Below are 17,812 nucleotides of genomic sequence, written 5' to 3'. Positions count from 1 at the left end.
TGTTATGAGCCAGAAATTAAAAATCGTCACCATTGGCGGCGGCAGCAGCTATACCCCGGAGCTTCTCGAAGGTTTTATTAAGCGCTATCACGAGCTGCCGGTGAGTGAATTATGGCTGGTCGACGTTGAAGACGGAAAAGAGAAGCTGGATATTATTTTCAATCTTTGCCAGCGCATGGTTGAAAAAGCGGGTGTGCCGCTGAAAGTGTACAAAACGCTGAACCGCCGCGAAGCGCTGCAAGGGGCGGATTTTGTCACCACGCAATTGCGTGTGGGCCAGTTGAAAGCGCGTGAACTGGACGAACGCATCCCGCTAAGTCATGGGTATCTGGGCCAGGAAACCAACGGCGCTGGCGGCCTGTTTAAAGGGCTACGCACCATTCCGGTGATCTTCGACATTATTAAAGATGTCGAGGCTATCTGCCCGAATGCATGGGTGATTAACTTTACCAACCCGGCCGGCATGGTGACCGAAGCGGTTTACCGCCATACTGGCTTTAAAAAGTTTATTGGTGTTTGCAATATCCCCACCGGGATGAAGATGTTTATCCGCGATGTGCTGAAATTAACGGAGAGCGACGATCTCGCCATCGATCTGTTTGGCCTGAATCATATGGTCTTTATTAAAGAGGTGCGGGTGAATGGCGTTTCGCGCTTTGCGGAATTACTCGATGGCGTGGCAAGCGGAGCATTAAGAGCCTCGACGGTGAAGAATATTTTCGACATGCCGTTTAGCGAAGGGTTAATCCGCTCACTGAACCTGCTGCCTTGCTCCTACCTGCTCTACTACGTCAAACAAAAAGAGATGCTGGCCATCGAGATGGGCGAGTATTACAAAGGTGGCGCCCGCGCGCAGGTGGTGCAAAAGGTCGAAAAACAGTTGTTTGACCTCTATAAAGATCCGCAACTGAATACCAAGCCGAAAGAGCTGGAGCAGCGCGGCGGCGCATACTACTCCGACGCAGCCTGTGAAGTGATTAACGCCATTTATAACGACAAACAGAGCGAACACTACGTCAACATTCCCCATCACGGACAGGTGGATAACATCCCGGCGGACTGGGCGGTAGAGATGACCTGCCTGCTCGGTCGCGATGGCGCAACGCCCCATCCGCGCATTACCCATTTTGATGAAAAGGTGCTGGGACTTATCTATACCATCAAAGGGTTTGAAGTGGCGGCCAGTCAGGCGGCGCTGAGCGGCAAATTTAACGATGTGGTGCTGGCGCTGAGTCTCAGCCCGCTGATTCATTCCGACAGCGATGCCGAAGTGCTGGCGCGCGAACTGATTCTGGCGCATGAGAAGTGGCTGCCGAACTTTGCCGACTGCATTAAAACGCTCAGGGATGAACGACGCTAAGAGGTGGCTATGGAACGCTTATTGATTGTGAATGCCGATGATTTTGGCCTCAGCAAAGGGCAAAACTACGGCATTATCGACAGTTTTCTCCACGGTGTCGTCACGTCGACAACCGCGCTGGTTAATGGTGAGGCCGTTGAACATGCAGCACAGCTGTCCGGCGAATTGCCCGCGCTGGCGGTGGGCATGCACTTTGTGCTGACGCTGGGTAAGCCGCTTACGCCGATGCCGGGCCTGACCCGCGACGGGCAACTGGGGAAATGGCTCTGGCACATGGCGGAACAGGATACGTTACCGCTCGATGAGATTGCGCAGGAGCTGGCGAGCCAGTACCGGCGTTTTGTCGGCCTGTTTGGCCGCGAACCGACGCATCTCGACAGCCATCATCACGTGCATATGATCCCGCAACTCTTCCCTCTCGTGGCGCAGTTTGCCGCAGAACGGGGTCTGCCGTTGCGCATCGACCACCGGGCGATGTTGCCGGCAGATGATGTGCCGCCGTCACTGCGCAGCACGCAGGGTTTCAGCAGCGGTTTTTACGGCGATGGGGTTTCGCAAGCGCTTTTTTTACAGGCGCTGGATGCCTCCGCAGACCGCGGTGAATCTTCGCTGGAGATCATGTGCCACCCGGCGTTCATCGATAATACGATTCGCCAGAGCAGCTACTGCTATCCGCGCGTAACAGAGCTGGAGATCCTCACCTCTTCATCACTGAAATATGCCATTGCAGAGCGTGGTTACCGTCTCGGCACCTTTCTGGATCTGGCGATGTAGCACCAGCGTTTTGCGGCGCAACGCGCGCCGCAATTTTCCTCTCCCTTACCACCAGACTTCCGCTTGCGCGCCAATGGTCAGTTGGTCTTTTTTCCGATCGGCAAACCTGAACTGACTGATCCCATTATCCTGCGCCCGAATATAGGTGGTGTAGAAACGCAGTTCAGGCCGCGACTGCAACAGGCTGGTGTCGACTTTCAGCGCGTGGAACAGCGTGGCTTTATAGCCTTTCTCAGCGTACTCGTTGCCCTGCTGCTGGTTGGTCTGCTTAAACCACGCCAGCTCCATGCCGGTCTGGTTGCCGCTGTCCCAGATCCAGGCCGGGCGCACAACCGCCCGATAGCTGCGGAAGTCGGTATGCGCCCCGGTATCATAACTGTAGATATCATTGCCCGCCGACCAGGCTAAAGCATGCGCCAACACAACAGACGAGGTGGGGTAAAACTCGCCCTGCGAGATCACGCGCAGCGCCTTGCCATAAGTGTGTTCACCATAGTAGTTATCGCCATTGCCATACCCCGGACTGGCATTGGAAATCAGCGCAAAATTGCTGGCCAACGAGTTATCCGCCGCCTGGACGGTCAGCTCTTCAAAACCGCCGGCATCAAAGCGGTGTCGCAGCATCGCGCCCGCGAGCCAGGCATCTTTCACGCTATAGTGGCTGCCGTTATTTTCACTGTTTTGGTAACTGTCGGACTTGTTCGCCCGCGAATAGCGGCCAAGAAGTTCCGCCGTCGTGTTGCTCGCTACGGGAATGTCTTTATAGCGAATATCCACGGTGTTGGTATTCACCTGCATTGCGTCTTTGGTCACCGGATAGTTAACGGCGTGGGCGTTGAGATCCTGGCGAACCAGCGCCATGCTGAGCTTCCCGGCACCCACCTGCCAGTTCTCAATCCCCACCCCGGCGCCGCTGTCGGTCAGGTGGCTTTTCCAGTCCAGCATCTGAATTTCGTATTTGGCGAGGTTGTGTTTACCGACCCACAGAGAGGCGTCTGGCGCAAAGGGGAGAAACCCGGTGGTGGTGAGATAGATGTCGGAAAATTGCAGCAGGTTTTCCGAATCTTTATCAAACCATGCCGTGCCGTACTGCTCACCCACGTTACCATCCAGCGTGACCACCGCATGGGCAGATTTGCCATCTTGCGCATAGACGCGCTGCTTAAATTGCAGATCGAACCACGACGAGAATTCATTACCGAAGCGACCCAGCGAACCAATGGCATACTCTTTTGGCGAACCGTGGTTGCCCGTTCCCCACCCGGAGCGCAAATATCCGGTAAACGAGAACCCCATATCCTCTTTTACAAAATCGCTTAACGCTTTCAGCGTCTGCGGCGTATTTTCTGTTGTCGAACCATTCGTATTTTCGCGATTGATTTCAGATTTATTTGCTTCTTGATTATTAGTCGCCCCGGTAATAAAAACGGGAGTCGCTGTTTGTTTGTATTTACTCAATTCAGCTTTGGTTTGGCTGAGTTCACGCGCATTTTCTTCCAGTTTTTTCTCCAACTGCGCAAGCCGCTCTTCAACGGATAACGTTTGCCCCCAGGCGTTACCACACGCGGCAGAGATCAACAACACGAGCAATGATTTTTTCATAGCATACAATCCATGTGTTATATAATTAGAATACAAAGTTAGTGGTTTGCTTATTTAAAGACACTCTATTCCAAGAGCGAAAATAATTCTAACCCAGGTTAATTAAATAAATACAGTTAAAGATAATTCATTTATTTAAGAAATAAGAATTCAAATATTATAAAGATGAATGTATACGCATTAAAAAAATAGAATTCATCAGGAAGTTTTTAGATTCAGGTCATATCGATGGATAGTAATCAAATCCGTTAATGGAACATGTAAATTTGTGAACATCACGAGCATCCCCCATTCACACGCTCGTACCATCGCATTTTGTTATTTAAAAACGCGATCTATTTCCGTCACCAGCCACAGACAATGCATAAGCCGTAAACACGGCAGAATGAACCGGTTGTCATAAAAATATCCCACCTTAAATACTATTAATCTCTATACCCTGGCACACATCATAAGCATGCTAAGGATTTGGCATCTGGTTATCTATTAACATTCTTACGTCTGGAAATAACTCCTTACTTTAAAATTTTATTCACCACTGGTGGATATCATCACTTTTGTCATTAATAGTCGGTAATGTGCAGTGCGTACCGATTATCGTGCTGACGTTTAAGCGTTCTTCGATAAAAATATAACCATTCAGGGTTAACATAATGCACAACCGTTTTACGCTGAGTCTGATGAAAGTAATCTGCACATTGCTAATTCTGATATGTTCGCCTTCAGGCAATGCTGATGCCATTAAACCTTCCGCCGCGTTTCAGCAACTTGATGGGCTAATAAGAGAACCACTTCTGCTGCCTGTCACCCTGGACAATGGTCAGCCTGCAGTTCTGGATGCCTTTGTGACACGTCCGGTCAGCCAGACCCCCTTGCCCGTAGTGTTAATCACTAACGGCACGGTCGGCACCACCGAGTTCGATCGCGGGGAAATCAACCCAAATCGTTACGCGTCCACCGCCATCGCGTTTGCCCGTCACGGTTATGCAGCCGTAGTTGTTTTGCGAGAAGGGTACGGTGAATCAAGCGGCGCAGCGGAATATGCGGGCGGATCCTGCGAACAACCGCATCATCTTATAGCGGGAGAAAAAGATAAACGCGATTTGCTGGCGGCACTGAAAGCCATTCGACATCAGCCCTGGGCATTAAATAATAAAACCCTGCTTGTTGGCATGTCGGCAGGCGGTTTTGCGGTGCTTGCAACAGACGCCGCAAATCCACCGGGTGTGCAGGCCGTGATTAATTTTGATGGCGGCAGAGGGGCAATTGACGGCAAATCACTCTGCGATAAACCAGAGTTAATGCAAGCCCTCGCGCTTTATGGAAAAACAGCTCAGATACCTTCGCTGTGGCTCTATGCAAAAAATGACAAATCATTCCCACCGGAAATAAGCAAAGAGATGTTTGACGCCTACCGGCAGCAGGGGAATAAAGCTGAATACATCGCTATGCCGGATTACGGGCAAAACGGGCATACGTTTATGGATACGGCTCCGGAGGATTTTTGGTGGGGAACGGTGGCCCGCTTTTTAGAACAGCAGCATTTACCGTTCAGGGAAACCGTCGCACTTCCTGAAATACATGTTACTTACCCTGCCGCACTTAACGCTGCCGGTAAACAGGCGTTCACCGAATATGTTGCGGCGCAACGCTATGAAAAAGCATTTGCGACCGATCAGAACGGCGACTGGGGCAGCGCCTTTTGGGCCCGAAGTAGTCACGAAGCAGCGGAAATCGCCCTGCATAACTGCAACAAGGAACAACGCCCCGGCGCAGCGAAATGTACGCTGTACGCCGCAGGCAATAACATTGTGACAAAAGCCATTCCATAAATACCGATGCAGCAATCAATGGAACAGCTCAACCTCGCGCGCGCCGGGCATAACGACGGCGCTCTATTTCCCCCCCTCAGCTCACGAGTCCGTTTTACGGTCGCCAGCACGCTGGGCTGCAAACCGGCGGCAAAATCGCTGTTATTGAGCTCATATAAACCGTGAATGCCTACGCCCGCAGGAGAATTATTGATATCCAGATTGAGCAATGGCGGAAAACAACAGCAGTCGGGATCTCTCCAACACGTTTTATCGAATAGAAATCGCTATTGCCGCGTTTACCCATCATGAATACACAGAGGGGATCGCGTTTATGACTGAAAAACCATCACCGTTAACATGGCGACGCGTTAACACTGCCCTCCTTACCCTGCATCGCGCCCCGGCCTCAGCGGCACGGCCACGCGTTGCCTTAACCCGGAGTTCACAATGCGCATAATTTCATTTTTCCATTCCATGACCCTGCGACGTTTTCTGTTTCCGGTGGTGTTTGTTCTGCTGCCTGCCATGCCCGTTTTCGCAGCGGGTGACGATAATACCAACAGCAAGACACCGGATTGCCCCCGCGGGCAGGTTTATGACAGCACGGCAAAACAGTGCGTAGCGGCGAAAACAAGCCGGCTCAGCGATGAAGATAAAACCCGTTATGCTTATCATCTGGCAAAAAAAGGGGAGTATCAGGCGGCACTGGATCTGCTCAACACGCTGAAAAACGGCAATACTGCTGAAGCCTGGAATTACCGGGGATATGCCACGCGTAAGCTGGGCCGAACTGATGAAGGTATCGGATATTATCAGCGTTCATTAGCACTCGATCCAACCTATGCCAAAGCACGCGAATACCTGGGCGAAGCCTGGCTGGTCAAAGGGCGTCCTGACCTGGCAAAAGCGCAATTGAAAACCATCGCCACCCTTTGCGGCTATCGTTGTGAGGAGTACAGGGATCTGCAGGCGGCTATCGACGGCCATCCTGAATCCTGAGTCATGGTATGAGGATAAAAAGATTACGACCAGTGACGTCCGTCAGCATCTTGCTGAACATCTGACACGCCTGTGGCGCTATGGGCTGGTTCTGTCGCGTAACCGTGAGGTGGCGGAAGAACTGGTTCAGTCTACCTGTGTTCGCGCGCTTGAAAAAAGCGCGCAGTTCACCCCTGGCACACGCATTGACAGTTGGTTATTCACTATCCTGCATTCCATCTGGATTTCAGATGTGCGTGCCCGCCGGGTGCGCCAGGGACAAGGGTTCGTTGAAAGCGATGAATTACTGGCGCCGGATACCCATGAACAGGATGAAGCTCGCCTGCACTATGCGAAAATCATGCACTACGTAAGCGCCCTGCCGGAAGCCCAACGCAATGCCGTGTTCTTAGTCTATGTTGAAGGTTTTACCTATCAGGAGGCGGCAGACACATTGTCTGTACCGATTGGCACGATCATGAGCCGGCTGGCTACGGCGAGGGCGAAAATCGCCCAGGTGATTCATACGCCGCCCCCTGTGCAGGAGAAACGATATTGAAATCAATGAGATTTACAGCGCCGTACAGCGACGAGGCGATAGTCGCCTGGCTGGATGGCGAAATGCAGGCCAGTGATGCAGAGCGCTTTGAGATAGCGCTTAGCCAGGATGAACAACTGGCCGAGCGAACCAACGTGTTAAGGCTCAACCAGGCAGACGTTGCCCGCGCCTTTGTGCCTCTCCTGAAGGATGCGCCGCAGGCTCGCATGGAGGAACAACTGACCAACGTGCTGGCCCAACAACCCGCCCCCCTTCCCCGGGCAGCGGGTGTCAGTCGACGCGCGTTGATCGCGGCCTCACTCAGTTTTCTGGTTATCGGTTCAGGGCTGGGCTATTTCGCACGCCCCGCCATCAGGGCTCAGGGAGAACGCGAAAAAATTCGTGACCTTGAGGCACAGTATATGTCTCTGTACAGTGCGGAAACGTTGCTTGATGCAGACAGTTCTCCTTCAGTGTTGCAGCGTGGACTGGCGCGTACGGCACAAGACATAGGCTTGCGGGCGAATGCGCAGCAACTTGTTCTGCATGGCGCAGAGCTGAAAATGGTGCGTATGCTGCGCTATGACAGCACCTCGATTGCGCAAATCGCCTGGATGCATGCCGATTACGGCCCGATGGCGCTCTGTATTTCACCGGACAGCCATCCTGCCAGCACAGAACTTCGTCATGAACAGCGCCATGCGATGAACCTCGTCTGGTGGCATTCCAGAGGCTATCAGTTTGTGTTGATAGGCCGTAACCCTGCTGCCCAGTTGCAACAAAACGCACTGACGTTGCAGGCTGCACTGGCATAGCAAAAGAGACCCGATTGACTGGCTACCGGGGTTATTTATACCGCCAGATGTGGGCGGGCCTGAATCTCAATATTGATCGTCACGGTGTCATCCACCAGGGCAGCGAAGCTATCCATATTGAATGCTGAGCGCGAAATCGCTGTGGAGGCATGCAGAAAAATGTTCTCCGCGCCCGAGAGTTCGCCATGCTTTCCTTCCAGTGAAGCATTAAGGATCACCGGGCGGGTGACGTTTTTCACGGCCAGGGTTCCGAATACCCGAAAATGTCCATTTCCCAGCGCCACCACGCGACTACTGGTGAATGCGATGTTTGGATAGTGTTCAGCATCAAAAAAAAGGCGGCCTTTCATCTGATACGTTAACAGCGCATTGGACGCCTTAAGGGTAGCAACCGGAATGGTGACATCTATCCGGTCGCCACTTTCATTGCCGGTATCCAGCGTAATATCTCCCGTCACCTTTCCCAGGCTGGCTTCAGAGGTATCCCCAAAGGCATGCCAGGAGAGGGCAATTGTTGTTTTCTGCGTGTTGATGCTGTAGCTGGCAGGGCTGGCATAGACCCAAAGTGGCGTGATTAAAAATCCGAGAGCGATGACGGGCACGATACGAGTCATAGTGGTAATCCTTGATGTGGTTACCGTGTAAACGCATCAATCTTGCTTTTTATTCGATCCCGCATATCGTTTCACGCAGACAGACGGTAAAGGGGAGAAGATCAGTAGCAGCCCAGACTGAACGACAACACGGTTTTGATCCCAGCCCTGCGGAGGTTCCCATTTTGAGGCACTCCCAAAATGCTTTCCGAATAGCGCGCCTGAAGCCTTACGAACATCTGATGAGTGGCCAGGAGCGTCTACCGGGCAGGCGTCCGCCCACCTCGAATTTGAGACCAACGTTGCCCTTTGTACACACCGGAAACTAATTTTTACGAGTCAGGTCACCTGTAGACTTCTTCAAAAAAATTGCCGGATTTGTTATATTATTGCTCATTGCTTATTCACCTCTGCGGTGCCAAAAAGAACAAGATTCACCGCAACCCAGGACAATGAAATGTTAGATTACCGCTTCCCGACAGCTTTGCAGATGGTTCTCAGCGTAGCGATGGCGGAGCAATTGGGTGAACGTTCGACGAGTGCGATTCTGGCCTACGGTTTAGAAGCGAATCCGAGCTTTATCCGCAAATTAATGGTTCCGCTCACGCGTGACGGCATTATCGTCTCAACGCTTGGCCGCAACGGCTCTATTCATCTGGGTCGCCCGGCGGAAAAGATCACCCTGCGCGATATCTACGTTTCCGTCACAGAAGATAAAAAGCTGTGGGCGTCGCGTCCCGACATACCGGCTCGCTGCGTGGTCAGCGCCAACGCGTGCTGGTACTTCAAATCTATCTCCGATGAAGCAGAGCAGGCTTCGTTAGAGGTGTTAGCTCGCCATACCGTGGCAAGCGCGCTGGCTGAAGTCAAAAAAGCCAATACCAGCGGGTTAGATCTGGTACCTGACATGGTTGCTCAGCATAAAAAAGCGCTTTGATTCTTTTCTGATTGCGAAAAAAAACCGCCTTCACAGTGAAGGCGGTTTTTTGTTATCTGCACCAACTTAAGCGGGCAGAACGTCGCTAACCGGCTTGCCGCGCGTAACCAGTTTACGCAGCGTAACGTAAAACACCGGCGTCAGGAACAGACCAAACAGCGTCACGCCCAGCATCCCGGAGAACACCGTGATCCCGGTGACGCCGCGCACTTCTGCACCCGCGCCGTGGCCGAGGATCAGCGGAATGGTCCCGGCAATAAACGCGATGGAAGTCATCACAATCGGGCGTAAACGCAGGTGACACGCCTCCAGCGCCGCTTCCATGATACCTTTCCCCTGGATTTCCAGCTCGCGGGCAAACTCAACGATAAGAATCGCGTTTTTACAGGCCAGCCCCATGAGGACGACCAGACCGACCTGCACGAACACGTTGTTATCGCCACCGGTCAGCCAGACGCCAAACAGCGCGGACAGCATCGTCATCGGGACGATAAGGATCACCGCCAGCGGCAGGGTCCAGCTTTCATACAGCGCCGCCAGCACCAGGAAAGCCAGCAGAACCGCAACCGGGAAGACAATCAGTGCCGTATTGCCCTGAGTGGCCTGCTGGAAGCTCAGATCCGTCCACTCAATATTCATCCCGTTCGGCAGTATCTGCTTCGACATCTTGTCCAGTTGCGTCATCGCCTGTGAGGAAGAGAGTATGCGAGGATCCGCATCGCCAATGAGATCCGCTGCCGGATAACCATTGTAGCGAATCACCGGATCCGGCCCGTAGGTGGTACTGATCTTCACCATACTGCCGATTGGCACCATTTCGCCCTGATTATTACGGGTGCGCAAATTAGCAATATCTTCCACGCTGTCGCGGAACGGCCCGTCGGCCTGCGCCATCACACGCCAGGTACGCCCGAACTGGTTGAAATCGTTCACATAAGACGATCCCAGATAGGTTTGCAGCGTACCGAAAAGATCGGTCAGCGACACCCCCTGCGCTTTCGCCTTATCTCGATCGACCTGCACATCCAGCTGCGGAACGTTAGCCTGGTAGGTTGAGATGGGGAAATGCATCCCCGGCGTCTGCATAATCGCACCGGACATCGTGTTCACCGCGTTTTGCAGCGCACCATAACCAAGGCCGGCGCGATCCTGTATGTACAGCGAATAACCAGACCCCTGACCCAGCCCTAAAATCGGCGGCGGCAAAATGGAGAAGCCGAAGCCCTGCTGGATTTGTGCGATTTTCGCGTTGATCTCAGCGTTAATTTCCGCCGCAGAATGTTTGCGCTGGTCGAACGGTTTCAGGCCAAAAAAGACCGTCCCGGTATTCGGCGTGTTGGTGAACTGCAACGCATTAAGCCCAGGAAAAGCGACCGCATAATCCACCCCTTCGGTATTCATGCCGATTTCGCTCATTTTGCGGATCACCGCATCGGTGCGTGCCAGCGAAGAGCCTTCCGGCATTTTCACGCCGCCAATTAAATACAACTTGTCCTGCGTGGGAATAAACCCGCCGGGTACCGCTTTAAACATGACGCCAGCGGCACAAAGCAGCAGCACATAAACAACAAACACCGCACCACGTCGTCCAAGCGTTTTGCCAACCAGCCCCTGATAGCGGTTTGAGCTACGGTGGAAAAAGTGGTTAAACGGACGGAAAAGCCAACCGAACAGACGATCAATCAGCCTGGTCGGGAAGTCTTTCGGCGCGCCGTGCGGCTTTAACAGCATGGCCGCCAGCGCCGGAGAGAGCGTCAGCGAGTTGATGGCGGAGATCACCGTTGAAATCGCGATCGTCACCGCAAACTGTTTGTAAAACTGACCGGTGACCCCGGAGAGAAACGCCATCGGTACGAACACCGCACACAGCACCAGCGCAATCGCGATGATCGGCCCGGACACTTCACGCATCGCCTGGTGCGCCGCCTGAAGCGGAGCAAGCCCCTCTTCGATATTTCGCTCAACGTTTTCCACCACCACGATGGCATCATCCACCACGATACCGATCGCCAACACCAGCCCGAACAAACTCAGGGTGTTAAGCGAAAAGCCAAGCAGGTAGAGAATACTGAACGTGCCCACGACCGATACCGGCACCGCGATCAGCGGAATAATCGACGCGCGCCAGGTTTGCAAAAACAGAATCACTACCAGCACAACCAGCACCACCGCTTCCAGCAGCGTTTGCACGACCGCGCGAATGGAATCGCGAACAAAAACCGTAGGATCGTAAGGTGCCGCCCATTTCATATCTTCCGGGAAACGCGTGGACAGCTCGTCCATTTTGGCACGCACCGCGTTAGACAAATCGATGGCGTTCGCCCCCGGGGACTGGAAGATACCAATCCCGACTGCGTCTTTGTTGTTAAGCTGGGAACGCAGCGCATAGCTGCCGGAACCCATTTCGATACGCGCCACATCGCGCAGGCGTACCAGCGAGCCGTCTTGCGCCGTTTTCAGAATAATATTGCCAAACTCTTCTTCCGTGTGCAGACGCCCCTGGGCGTTTATGGAGATCAGGAAATCGCTCTCTTTCGGCAGCGGCTCAGCGCCAAGCTGCCCGGCAGAAACCTGTACGTTCTGCTCCTGCATCGCCGTCACCACATCCGAAGCCGTCAGCCCACGCGCCGCCACCTTATCGGGATCCAGCCAGATACGCATCGCGTATTCGCCCGCGCCAAAAATCTGAATTTGGCCGACGCCGGGCAGACGCGCCAGTTCATCCTTCACTTTTAGCGTGGCGTAGTTACGCATATACAGCGAATCGTATTTACCGCCGGGCGAAAACAGATGCACCACCAGCGTCAGCGTCGGCGATTGTTTCTGGGTGGTGATACCCAAACGCCGCACATCTTCCGGCAGACGTGCCTCGGCTTGTGATACCCGGTTTTGCACCTGAACCTGCGCCTGATCGGGATCCGTACCCGGACGGAAAGTGACGGTGGTCACCAGTACGCCGTCGGAACCTGCAACGGATTTCATGTACATCATGTTTTCAACGCCGTTGATCGCTTCTTCCAGCGGCGTCGCCACGGTCTCTGCAATCACTTTCGGGTTGGCGCCTGGATACTCCGCACGCACCTGCACGCTTGGCGGCACGACGTCAGGATATTCGCTGACCGGCAGCAGCGGGATAGCGATTAATCCTGTGATAAAAATCAGAATCGACAGCACCGCGGCGAAAATCGGCCTGTCGATAAAAAAGCGGGAAAAGTCCATGTGTCGGATTCTCAAATAAGGGATCAGTTGAGGGCGGTGCTGGCGGTCATGGCAACGGTTTTCGCGTTAACCGGCATACCCGGCATAAACACTTTTTGTAAACCATCGACGATGACTTTATCGCCAGGCTTCAGCCCCTGCTGCACGATGCGTAAACCGGCTGCCAGACGCCCCGGAGTAATATCGCGACGCTGCGCTTTCCCCTCTTTATCAACGATATAAACATATTTGCGATCCTGATCGGTCAGCACCGCTTTGTCGTCGATAAGCGTGGCGTTGAATTCAGCGCTGCCCGGCAGGCGTACGCGGGCAAACAGTCCCGGCGTGAACTGACGCTGCGCGTTATCCAACAGCGCGCGCATGCGGATCGTGCCGGTACTCGGCGTTAGCTGATTATCCAGAAAATCCACTTTCCCCTGATGGGGGTAGCCATCCTCGCCAACCAGACCAATCTCAACCGGTAGCGCCTGCTGATTACTGGACGCCCCTTGCCCACTGCGGGCGAGATTTTGATAGTGGAGGTAAGTCGACTCATCCACGTCAAAGTAGACGTAAACCGTCTTCTGCGAGACCAGCGTGGTGAGCACACTGGCACTGTCACCGGCGGTGACCAGATTACCGCTGGTGATCAACGCACGGCTGGCGCGGCCATCGATAGGCGCGGTGACTTTGGTGAAATCGAGGTTAAGTTGCGCGGCGTCAACCGCCGCCTGCGCTGCGCGAATGTCGGCTTGTGCCTGGACGGCGGCCGAACGGCGCTGCTCCCATTCTTCACGGGAGACCAGGTTGGTATGAATTAATTTATTGGTGCGCTCAGCCTCACTTTGCGCCAGGCTGGCCTGCGTTTTGGCTCTCGCCAGGGTCGCCTGCGCCTGTTCCAGCGCGGCACGATAGGTTCTGTCGTCGATAGTGAACAGCACCTCGCCCTTTTTCACTTCCTGACCGTCGGTGTAATTCACTTTATCGATGTAGCCGGAGACACGGGGGCGTAGCTGAACACTTTCCACCGCTTCAATCCGGCCGTTAAAACTATCCCACTGACTAATGGATTTCACGACCACGTCAGCGGCGCTGACGGCCGGCGCTTGTGGCACGGCGTTCTGCGCGACACCGTCATCGCAGCCGACAAGCAGTACGGAGAGTAACATTGCTCCCAACGCATGCAGATGAAAGTTAACCCAAGGTTTTTGCAGGCTCATTATTTTTATTCCGCTAATTGTAGCCGCCGGGCAAGACGCGGTGGGAGACGCCGCGCCACTTCCTTTGTCCGGGCTGGCTTAAGGCCATTTGTGTCGTTCATCGCCACAAAACTGTAACAGTTACGAATACACTATCGCGGCGATTGTAGGGAGGCGCTAAATTTAGTGCAACAATAATTAATACACTTTATGTGCTATTTTAGTCAGCGCAAAAGACGCGTTTCCGGCAAGGTATTAAATGCAACAATAAAACTTGCAATTAATGCAAAATCGGGCCACCTTTAAATGCAACAGATAAAGATACCTTTTAAGCTGCATGGGGGAAACGAGATGAACACTGACGCATTTATGCACGATTTACTTGACTGGATCGACAACAACCTTGAAAGCCGTCTGGACATTGGCACCGTTTCCCGGCGCGCTGGCTATTCGAAATGGCACCTCCAGCGGATATTCAAAGAACATACTGGTGATACCCTCGGTGAGTATATTCGTGCGCAAAAACTGAAAAAATCGGTCGAGCGTTTAACGCACAGCTCTGAACCGATTTTGAACGTGGCGATGGCGTTGGGCTTTGACTCCCAGCAATCCTTCAATCGCAGTTTCAAGCGGCAGTATGGCGTGGCTCCCGGAGTATGGCGCCGTAGTCTCGGCTCCTCTGCCATGCAGACATTACGCCAGCAATCCACATAATGCGTCGTGGTTTTCGCCGCGCCCCAAGCAGGATGAAATCGTCGGCCTGATAGCGGCATTACGTGCATGCCGCCTGGCGTGTCCGGTTTGACGTTTCATTCAAGAAGAAAAAAGAGTTAACCCCGGTTGCGCCAACATCCGCTTTATCTTTGTCACCTGGCTTGAACATTTCTATCGCTTTAAACAACAACATCTCCCCGTTGTTTTCCTGCCATAAAGACTTGGTTATCATGCTCGCTACGTCCTTATGAAAGGAAGTGCAGGATTTCATGAGATCCAATGAGCAACGTGAAACCTAATGAGAATTAAAAACATCACTAACTCATTAAAATTTAAGAAAATGGACATCATAAACTAATGAGTACACTCGAGAATTTCGACGCCCATACCCCGATGATGCAGCAGTATCTGAAGCTGAAAGCTCAGCATCCGGACATTCTGCTGTTCTATCGCATGGGGGATTTTTACGAACTGTTTTATGACGATGCCAAACGCGCATCGCAGTTGATGGATATCTCGCTGACCAAACGCGGCGCATCGGCGGGTGAACCGATCCCAATGGCGGGCGTGCCGCATCACGCTGTCGAAAACTATCTGGCGAAGCTGGTCAGCCTTGGCGAGTCCGTGGCGATTTGCGAACAGATAGGCGATCCCGCCACCAGCAAAGGGCCGGTTGAGCGCAAAGTGGTGCGCATCGTGACGCCAGGCACCATCAGCGACGAAGCGCTGTTGCAGGAGCGTCAGGATAACCTGCTGGCCGCCATCTGGCAGGACAGCAAAGGCTTTGGTTACGCCACGCTGGATATTAGCTCCGGGCGTTTTCGCGTGAGCGAACCGGCCGATCGCGACACCATGGCCGCCGAATTACAACGCACTAACCCGGCCGAGCTGCTGTATGCCGAAGACTTTGCGGAAACCGCATTGATTGAAGGCCGTCGCGGTTTGCGTCGTCGCCCGCTGTGGGAGTTTGAAATTGACACCGCCCGCCAGCAGCTCAATCTGCAATTTGGTACCCGCGACCTGGTTGGCTTCGGCGTCGAGAACGCGCCGCGCGGTCTGTGCGCCGCCGGTTGCCTGCTGCAATATGTGAAAGACACGCAGCGCACTGCCCTGCCGCATATTCGCTCCATCACCATGGAGCGCCAGCAGGACACCATTATTATGGATGCCGCCACGCGTCGTAATCTGGAGATCACCCAGAACCTGGCAGGCGGGATAGAAAACACGCTGGCGTCGGTGCTGGATTGCACCGTCACCGCCATGGGTAGCCGTATGCTGAAACGCTGGCTGCATATGCCCGTGCGCGATACCCGGGTGTTAGTCGAACGCCAGCAAACCATCAGCGCGTTACAGGAACGCACTGGCGAATTACAGCCGGTACTGCGCCAGGTCGGCGACCTTGAACGTATACTTGCGCGTCTGGCGCTACGCACCGCTCGCCCGCGCGATCTGGCGCGTATGCGTTACGCTTTCCAGCAGTTGCCGGAACTGCGCCGCCAGTTGGCGGATGTCGACAGCGCGCCGGTTCAGGCGCTGCGCGAAAACATGGGCGAATTCACCGAACTGCGCGAATTGCTTGAACGGGCGATTATCGACGCTCCGCCCGTGCTGGTGCGCGATGGTGGCGTTATTGCCCCCGGTTATAATGCCGAGCTGGACGAGTGGCGCGGGCTGGCGGATGGTGCGACCGATTATCTCGACAGACTCGAGATCCGCGAACGCGAACGCCTCGGGCTGGATACCCTGAAAGTCGGCTATAACGCCGTGCACGGTTATTACATCCAGATCAGCCGCGGTCAGAGCCACCAGGCACCCATCCACTATGTACGCCGCCAGACGCTGAAAAACGCCGAACGTTACATTATTCCGGAGCTGAAAGAGTACGAAGACAAAGTCCTGACCTCCAAAGGCAAAGCGCTGGCGCTGGAAAAACAGCTGTATGACGAATTGTTCGATCTGCTGATGCCGCACCTGGCGGATCTGCAACAAAGCGCGTCTGCGTTGGCGGAACTGGATGTGCTGGTCAACCTGGCGGAACGCGCTGAGACACTCAATTACAGCTGCCCGACCTTTAGCGACAAACCGGGCATTCGCATTAGCGAGGGCCGTCACCCGGTTGTGGAACAGGTACTGAAAGAGCCGTTTATCGCTAACCCGCTGAATTTATCCCCTCAGCGCCGGATGCTGATCATTACCGGGCCGAATATGGGCGGTAAAAGTACCTATATGCGCCAGACGGCGTTGATTGCGCTGCTGGCGTATATCGGTAGCTATGTTCCGGCACAGAAAGTCGAGATTGGTCCTATCGACCGTATCTTTACCCGTGTCGGCGCGGCGGATGATCTGGCCAGCGGGCGATCGACTTTTATGGTGGAGATGACCGAGACCGCCAACATTCTGCACAATGCCACCGAAAACAGCCTGGTGTTGATGGATGAGATTGGTCGCGGAACGTCCACCTATGATGGTCTGTCACTGGCGTGGGCCTGCGCGGAGAATCTGGCGAATAAAATCAAGGCGCTGACGCTGTTTGCCACCCACTACTTTGAGCTGACGCAACTGCCGGAGAAAATGGAAGGCGTGGCGAACGTGCATCTGGACGCACTGGAGCATGGCGATACGATTGCCTTTATGCACAGCGTGCAGGATGGCGCGGCCAGCAAGAGTTACGGGCTGGCGGTCGCCGCACTGGCAGGGGTGCCGAAAGAGGTGATCAAGCGGGCGCGCGGTAAGCTGCGCGAACTGGAAAGCCTGTCGCCGAATGCCGCAGCAACGCAGGTCGATGGTACGCAGATGTCGCTGCTGGCCGCCCAGGAAGAGACCAGCCCGGCAGTTGAAGCGCTGGAAAATCTTGATCCGGACGCGTTAACGCCGCGTCAGGCGCTGGAGTGGATTTATCGCTTAAAAAGCCTGGTGTAAGTTGCCCTCACCCCGGCCCTCTCCCACAGGGAGAGGGAGAAAACCGAGCCCTTACCCCGGCCCTCTCTCACAGGGAGAGGGCGAAACTCGTGCCCTCACCCTGACCCTCTCCCACAGGGAGAGGGGGAAAAACCGAGCCCTCATTTCGCCAATAGCGGTGGAATGGTCGGGACTTGTGGCGCGTTATCAATATCCTGCTGCGTCATACGAAACGCTTCCGGGTAGTGTTCACGGCTGGTGCGGCGCAACGGTTCAGTGTCGCGCCAGGTATATAAACAGTGCTGGCACTGATAAACCGTCCAGACCCCTTTCACTGGCGAGGTCGCCATCACTTCAATCTGCTCATCGGCACAACGTGGGCATATCATAAT

At 54.1% G+C, this 17,812-nt stretch carries 14 protein-coding genes and 1 pseudogene; 9 read left to right on the top strand and 6 right to left on the bottom strand.

The genetic code is table 11. From position 1 onward, the window contains the following. Window positions 1–4: 4 nt before the first annotated feature. Together ACQ3G7_RS15950 and chbG are read left to right on the top strand one after the other, a co-directional pair. Window positions 5–1,360, top strand: coding sequence for a 6-phospho-beta-glucosidase (locus tag ACQ3G7_RS15950; RefSeq protein WP_430890540.1), 1,356 nt, complete (start codon window positions 5–7; stop codon window positions 1,358–1,360). Between the two features lie 9 nt (window positions 1,361–1,369). Beyond that, window positions 1,370–2,134, top strand: a complete 765-nt coding sequence (gene chbG / locus ACQ3G7_RS15945) for a chitin disaccharide deacetylase (RefSeq protein WP_430890539.1) — start codon at window positions 1,370–1,372, stop codon at window positions 2,132–2,134. A gap of 45 nt (window positions 2,135–2,179) precedes the next feature. Here chbG and ACQ3G7_RS15940 read toward each other — a convergent pair whose 3' ends face one another. Beyond that, the gene (locus ACQ3G7_RS15940; protein ID WP_430890538.1) at window positions 2,180–3,736 is read right to left on the bottom strand and encodes a carbohydrate porin; all 1,557 of its coding nucleotides are present in this window, start codon (window positions 3,734–3,736) and stop codon (window positions 2,180–2,182) included. 653 nt (window positions 3,737–4,389) lie between these two features. On the opposite strand from ACQ3G7_RS15940, the gene ACQ3G7_RS15935 reads away from it, so the two are divergent. Continuing rightward, entirely contained in the window at window positions 4,390–5,568 is a 1,179-nt protein-coding gene (locus ACQ3G7_RS15935) for a dienelactone hydrolase family protein (protein ID WP_430890537.1), read from the top strand. A gap of 77 nt (window positions 5,569–5,645) precedes the next feature. Here ACQ3G7_RS15935 and ACQ3G7_RS15930 read toward each other — a convergent pair. Further along, a pseudogene (locus ACQ3G7_RS15930) lies at window positions 5,646–5,768 on the bottom strand (pyrroline-5-carboxylate reductase); the annotation flags it as partial. A 256-nt stretch (window positions 5,769–6,024) separates the two neighbouring features. Between ACQ3G7_RS15930 and ACQ3G7_RS15925 the strand changes: the two are divergent. Genes ACQ3G7_RS15925 through ACQ3G7_RS15915 form a run of 3 tightly spaced genes read left to right on the top strand, consistent with a single transcriptional unit; the run spans window position 6,025 to window position 7,881 of the window. Continuing rightward, window positions 6,025–6,549, top strand: a complete 525-nt coding sequence (locus ACQ3G7_RS15925; RefSeq protein WP_430890679.1) for a tetratricopeptide repeat protein — start codon at window positions 6,025–6,027, stop codon at window positions 6,547–6,549. Beyond that, window positions 6,536–7,087, top strand: coding sequence for a sigma-70 family RNA polymerase sigma factor (locus tag ACQ3G7_RS15920; RefSeq protein ID WP_430890678.1), 552 nt, complete (start codon window positions 6,536–6,538; stop codon window positions 7,085–7,087). Before ACQ3G7_RS15925 ends, ACQ3G7_RS15920 begins: the two co-directional genes overlap by 14 nt. After that, the gene (locus ACQ3G7_RS15915; protein WP_430890536.1) at window positions 7,084–7,881 is read left to right on the top strand and encodes an anti-sigma factor family protein; all 798 of its coding nucleotides are present in this window, start codon (window positions 7,084–7,086) and stop codon (window positions 7,879–7,881) included. The genes ACQ3G7_RS15920 and ACQ3G7_RS15915 overlap by 4 nt, the downstream gene beginning before the upstream one ends. A 35-nt stretch (window positions 7,882–7,916) precedes the next feature. Here the strand turns inward: ACQ3G7_RS15915 and ACQ3G7_RS15910 are convergent, their stop codons facing one another. Continuing rightward, window positions 7,917–8,495 carry a YceI family protein gene (locus tag ACQ3G7_RS15910; protein ID WP_430890535.1) on the bottom strand — a complete coding sequence of 193 codons (579 nt, stop codon included), beginning with the start codon at window positions 8,493–8,495 and terminating at the stop codon, window positions 7,917–7,919. 436 nt (window positions 8,496–8,931) lie between these two features. Between ACQ3G7_RS15910 and oqxR the strand changes: the two genes are divergently transcribed. Next, window positions 8,932–9,411, top strand: a complete 480-nt coding sequence (gene oqxR, locus ACQ3G7_RS15905) for an efflux pump transcriptional repressor OqxR (protein ID WP_263099511.1) — start codon at window positions 8,932–8,934, stop codon at window positions 9,409–9,411. 66 nt (window positions 9,412–9,477) lie between these two features. Here oqxR and oqxB read toward each other — a convergent pair whose 3' ends face one another. After that, window positions 9,478–12,630, bottom strand: coding sequence for a multidrug efflux RND transporter permease subunit OqxB (oqxB, locus tag ACQ3G7_RS15900; RefSeq protein WP_263099510.1), 3,153 nt, complete (start codon window positions 12,628–12,630; stop codon window positions 9,478–9,480). 23 nt (window positions 12,631–12,653) lie between these two features. Next, window positions 12,654–13,829 (bottom strand): multidrug efflux RND transporter periplasmic adaptor subunit OqxA, encoded by a 1,176-nt coding sequence (gene oqxA / locus ACQ3G7_RS15895; protein WP_430890534.1) that lies wholly within the window; start codon window positions 13,827–13,829, stop codon window positions 12,654–12,656. Between the two features lie 330 nt (window positions 13,830–14,159). On the opposite strand from oqxA, the gene ACQ3G7_RS15890 reads away from it, so the two are divergent. Together ACQ3G7_RS15890 and mutS are read left to right on the top strand one after the other, a co-directional pair. Continuing rightward, the gene (locus ACQ3G7_RS15890; RefSeq protein WP_430890533.1) at window positions 14,160–14,522 is read left to right on the top strand and encodes a helix-turn-helix domain-containing protein; all 363 of its coding nucleotides are present in this window, start codon (window positions 14,160–14,162) and stop codon (window positions 14,520–14,522) included. A 357-nt stretch (window positions 14,523–14,879) separates the two neighbouring features. Next, on the top strand, window positions 14,880–17,441 hold the full coding sequence (gene mutS / locus ACQ3G7_RS15885; RefSeq protein ID WP_430890532.1) for a DNA mismatch repair protein MutS: 2,562 nt from the start codon (window positions 14,880–14,882) through the stop codon (window positions 17,439–17,441). 140 nt (window positions 17,442–17,581) lie between these two features. Here mutS and ACQ3G7_RS15880 read toward each other — a convergent pair whose 3' ends face one another. Next, the gene (locus ACQ3G7_RS15880) at window positions 17,582–17,809 is read right to left on the bottom strand and encodes a non-oxidative hydroxyarylic acid decarboxylases subunit D (protein WP_263099505.1); all 228 of its coding nucleotides are present in this window, start codon (window positions 17,807–17,809) and stop codon (window positions 17,582–17,584) included. Between the last annotated feature and the right edge of the window lie 3 nt (window positions 17,810–17,812).

The organism is Kosakonia sp. N21 (assembly GCF_050587465.1).
GTDB lineage: Bacteria > Pseudomonadota > Gammaproteobacteria > Enterobacterales > Enterobacteriaceae.
The sequence above is the reverse complement of the archived record's forward strand: the minus strand, read 5'-3'. Positions and strand labels throughout refer to the sequence as shown.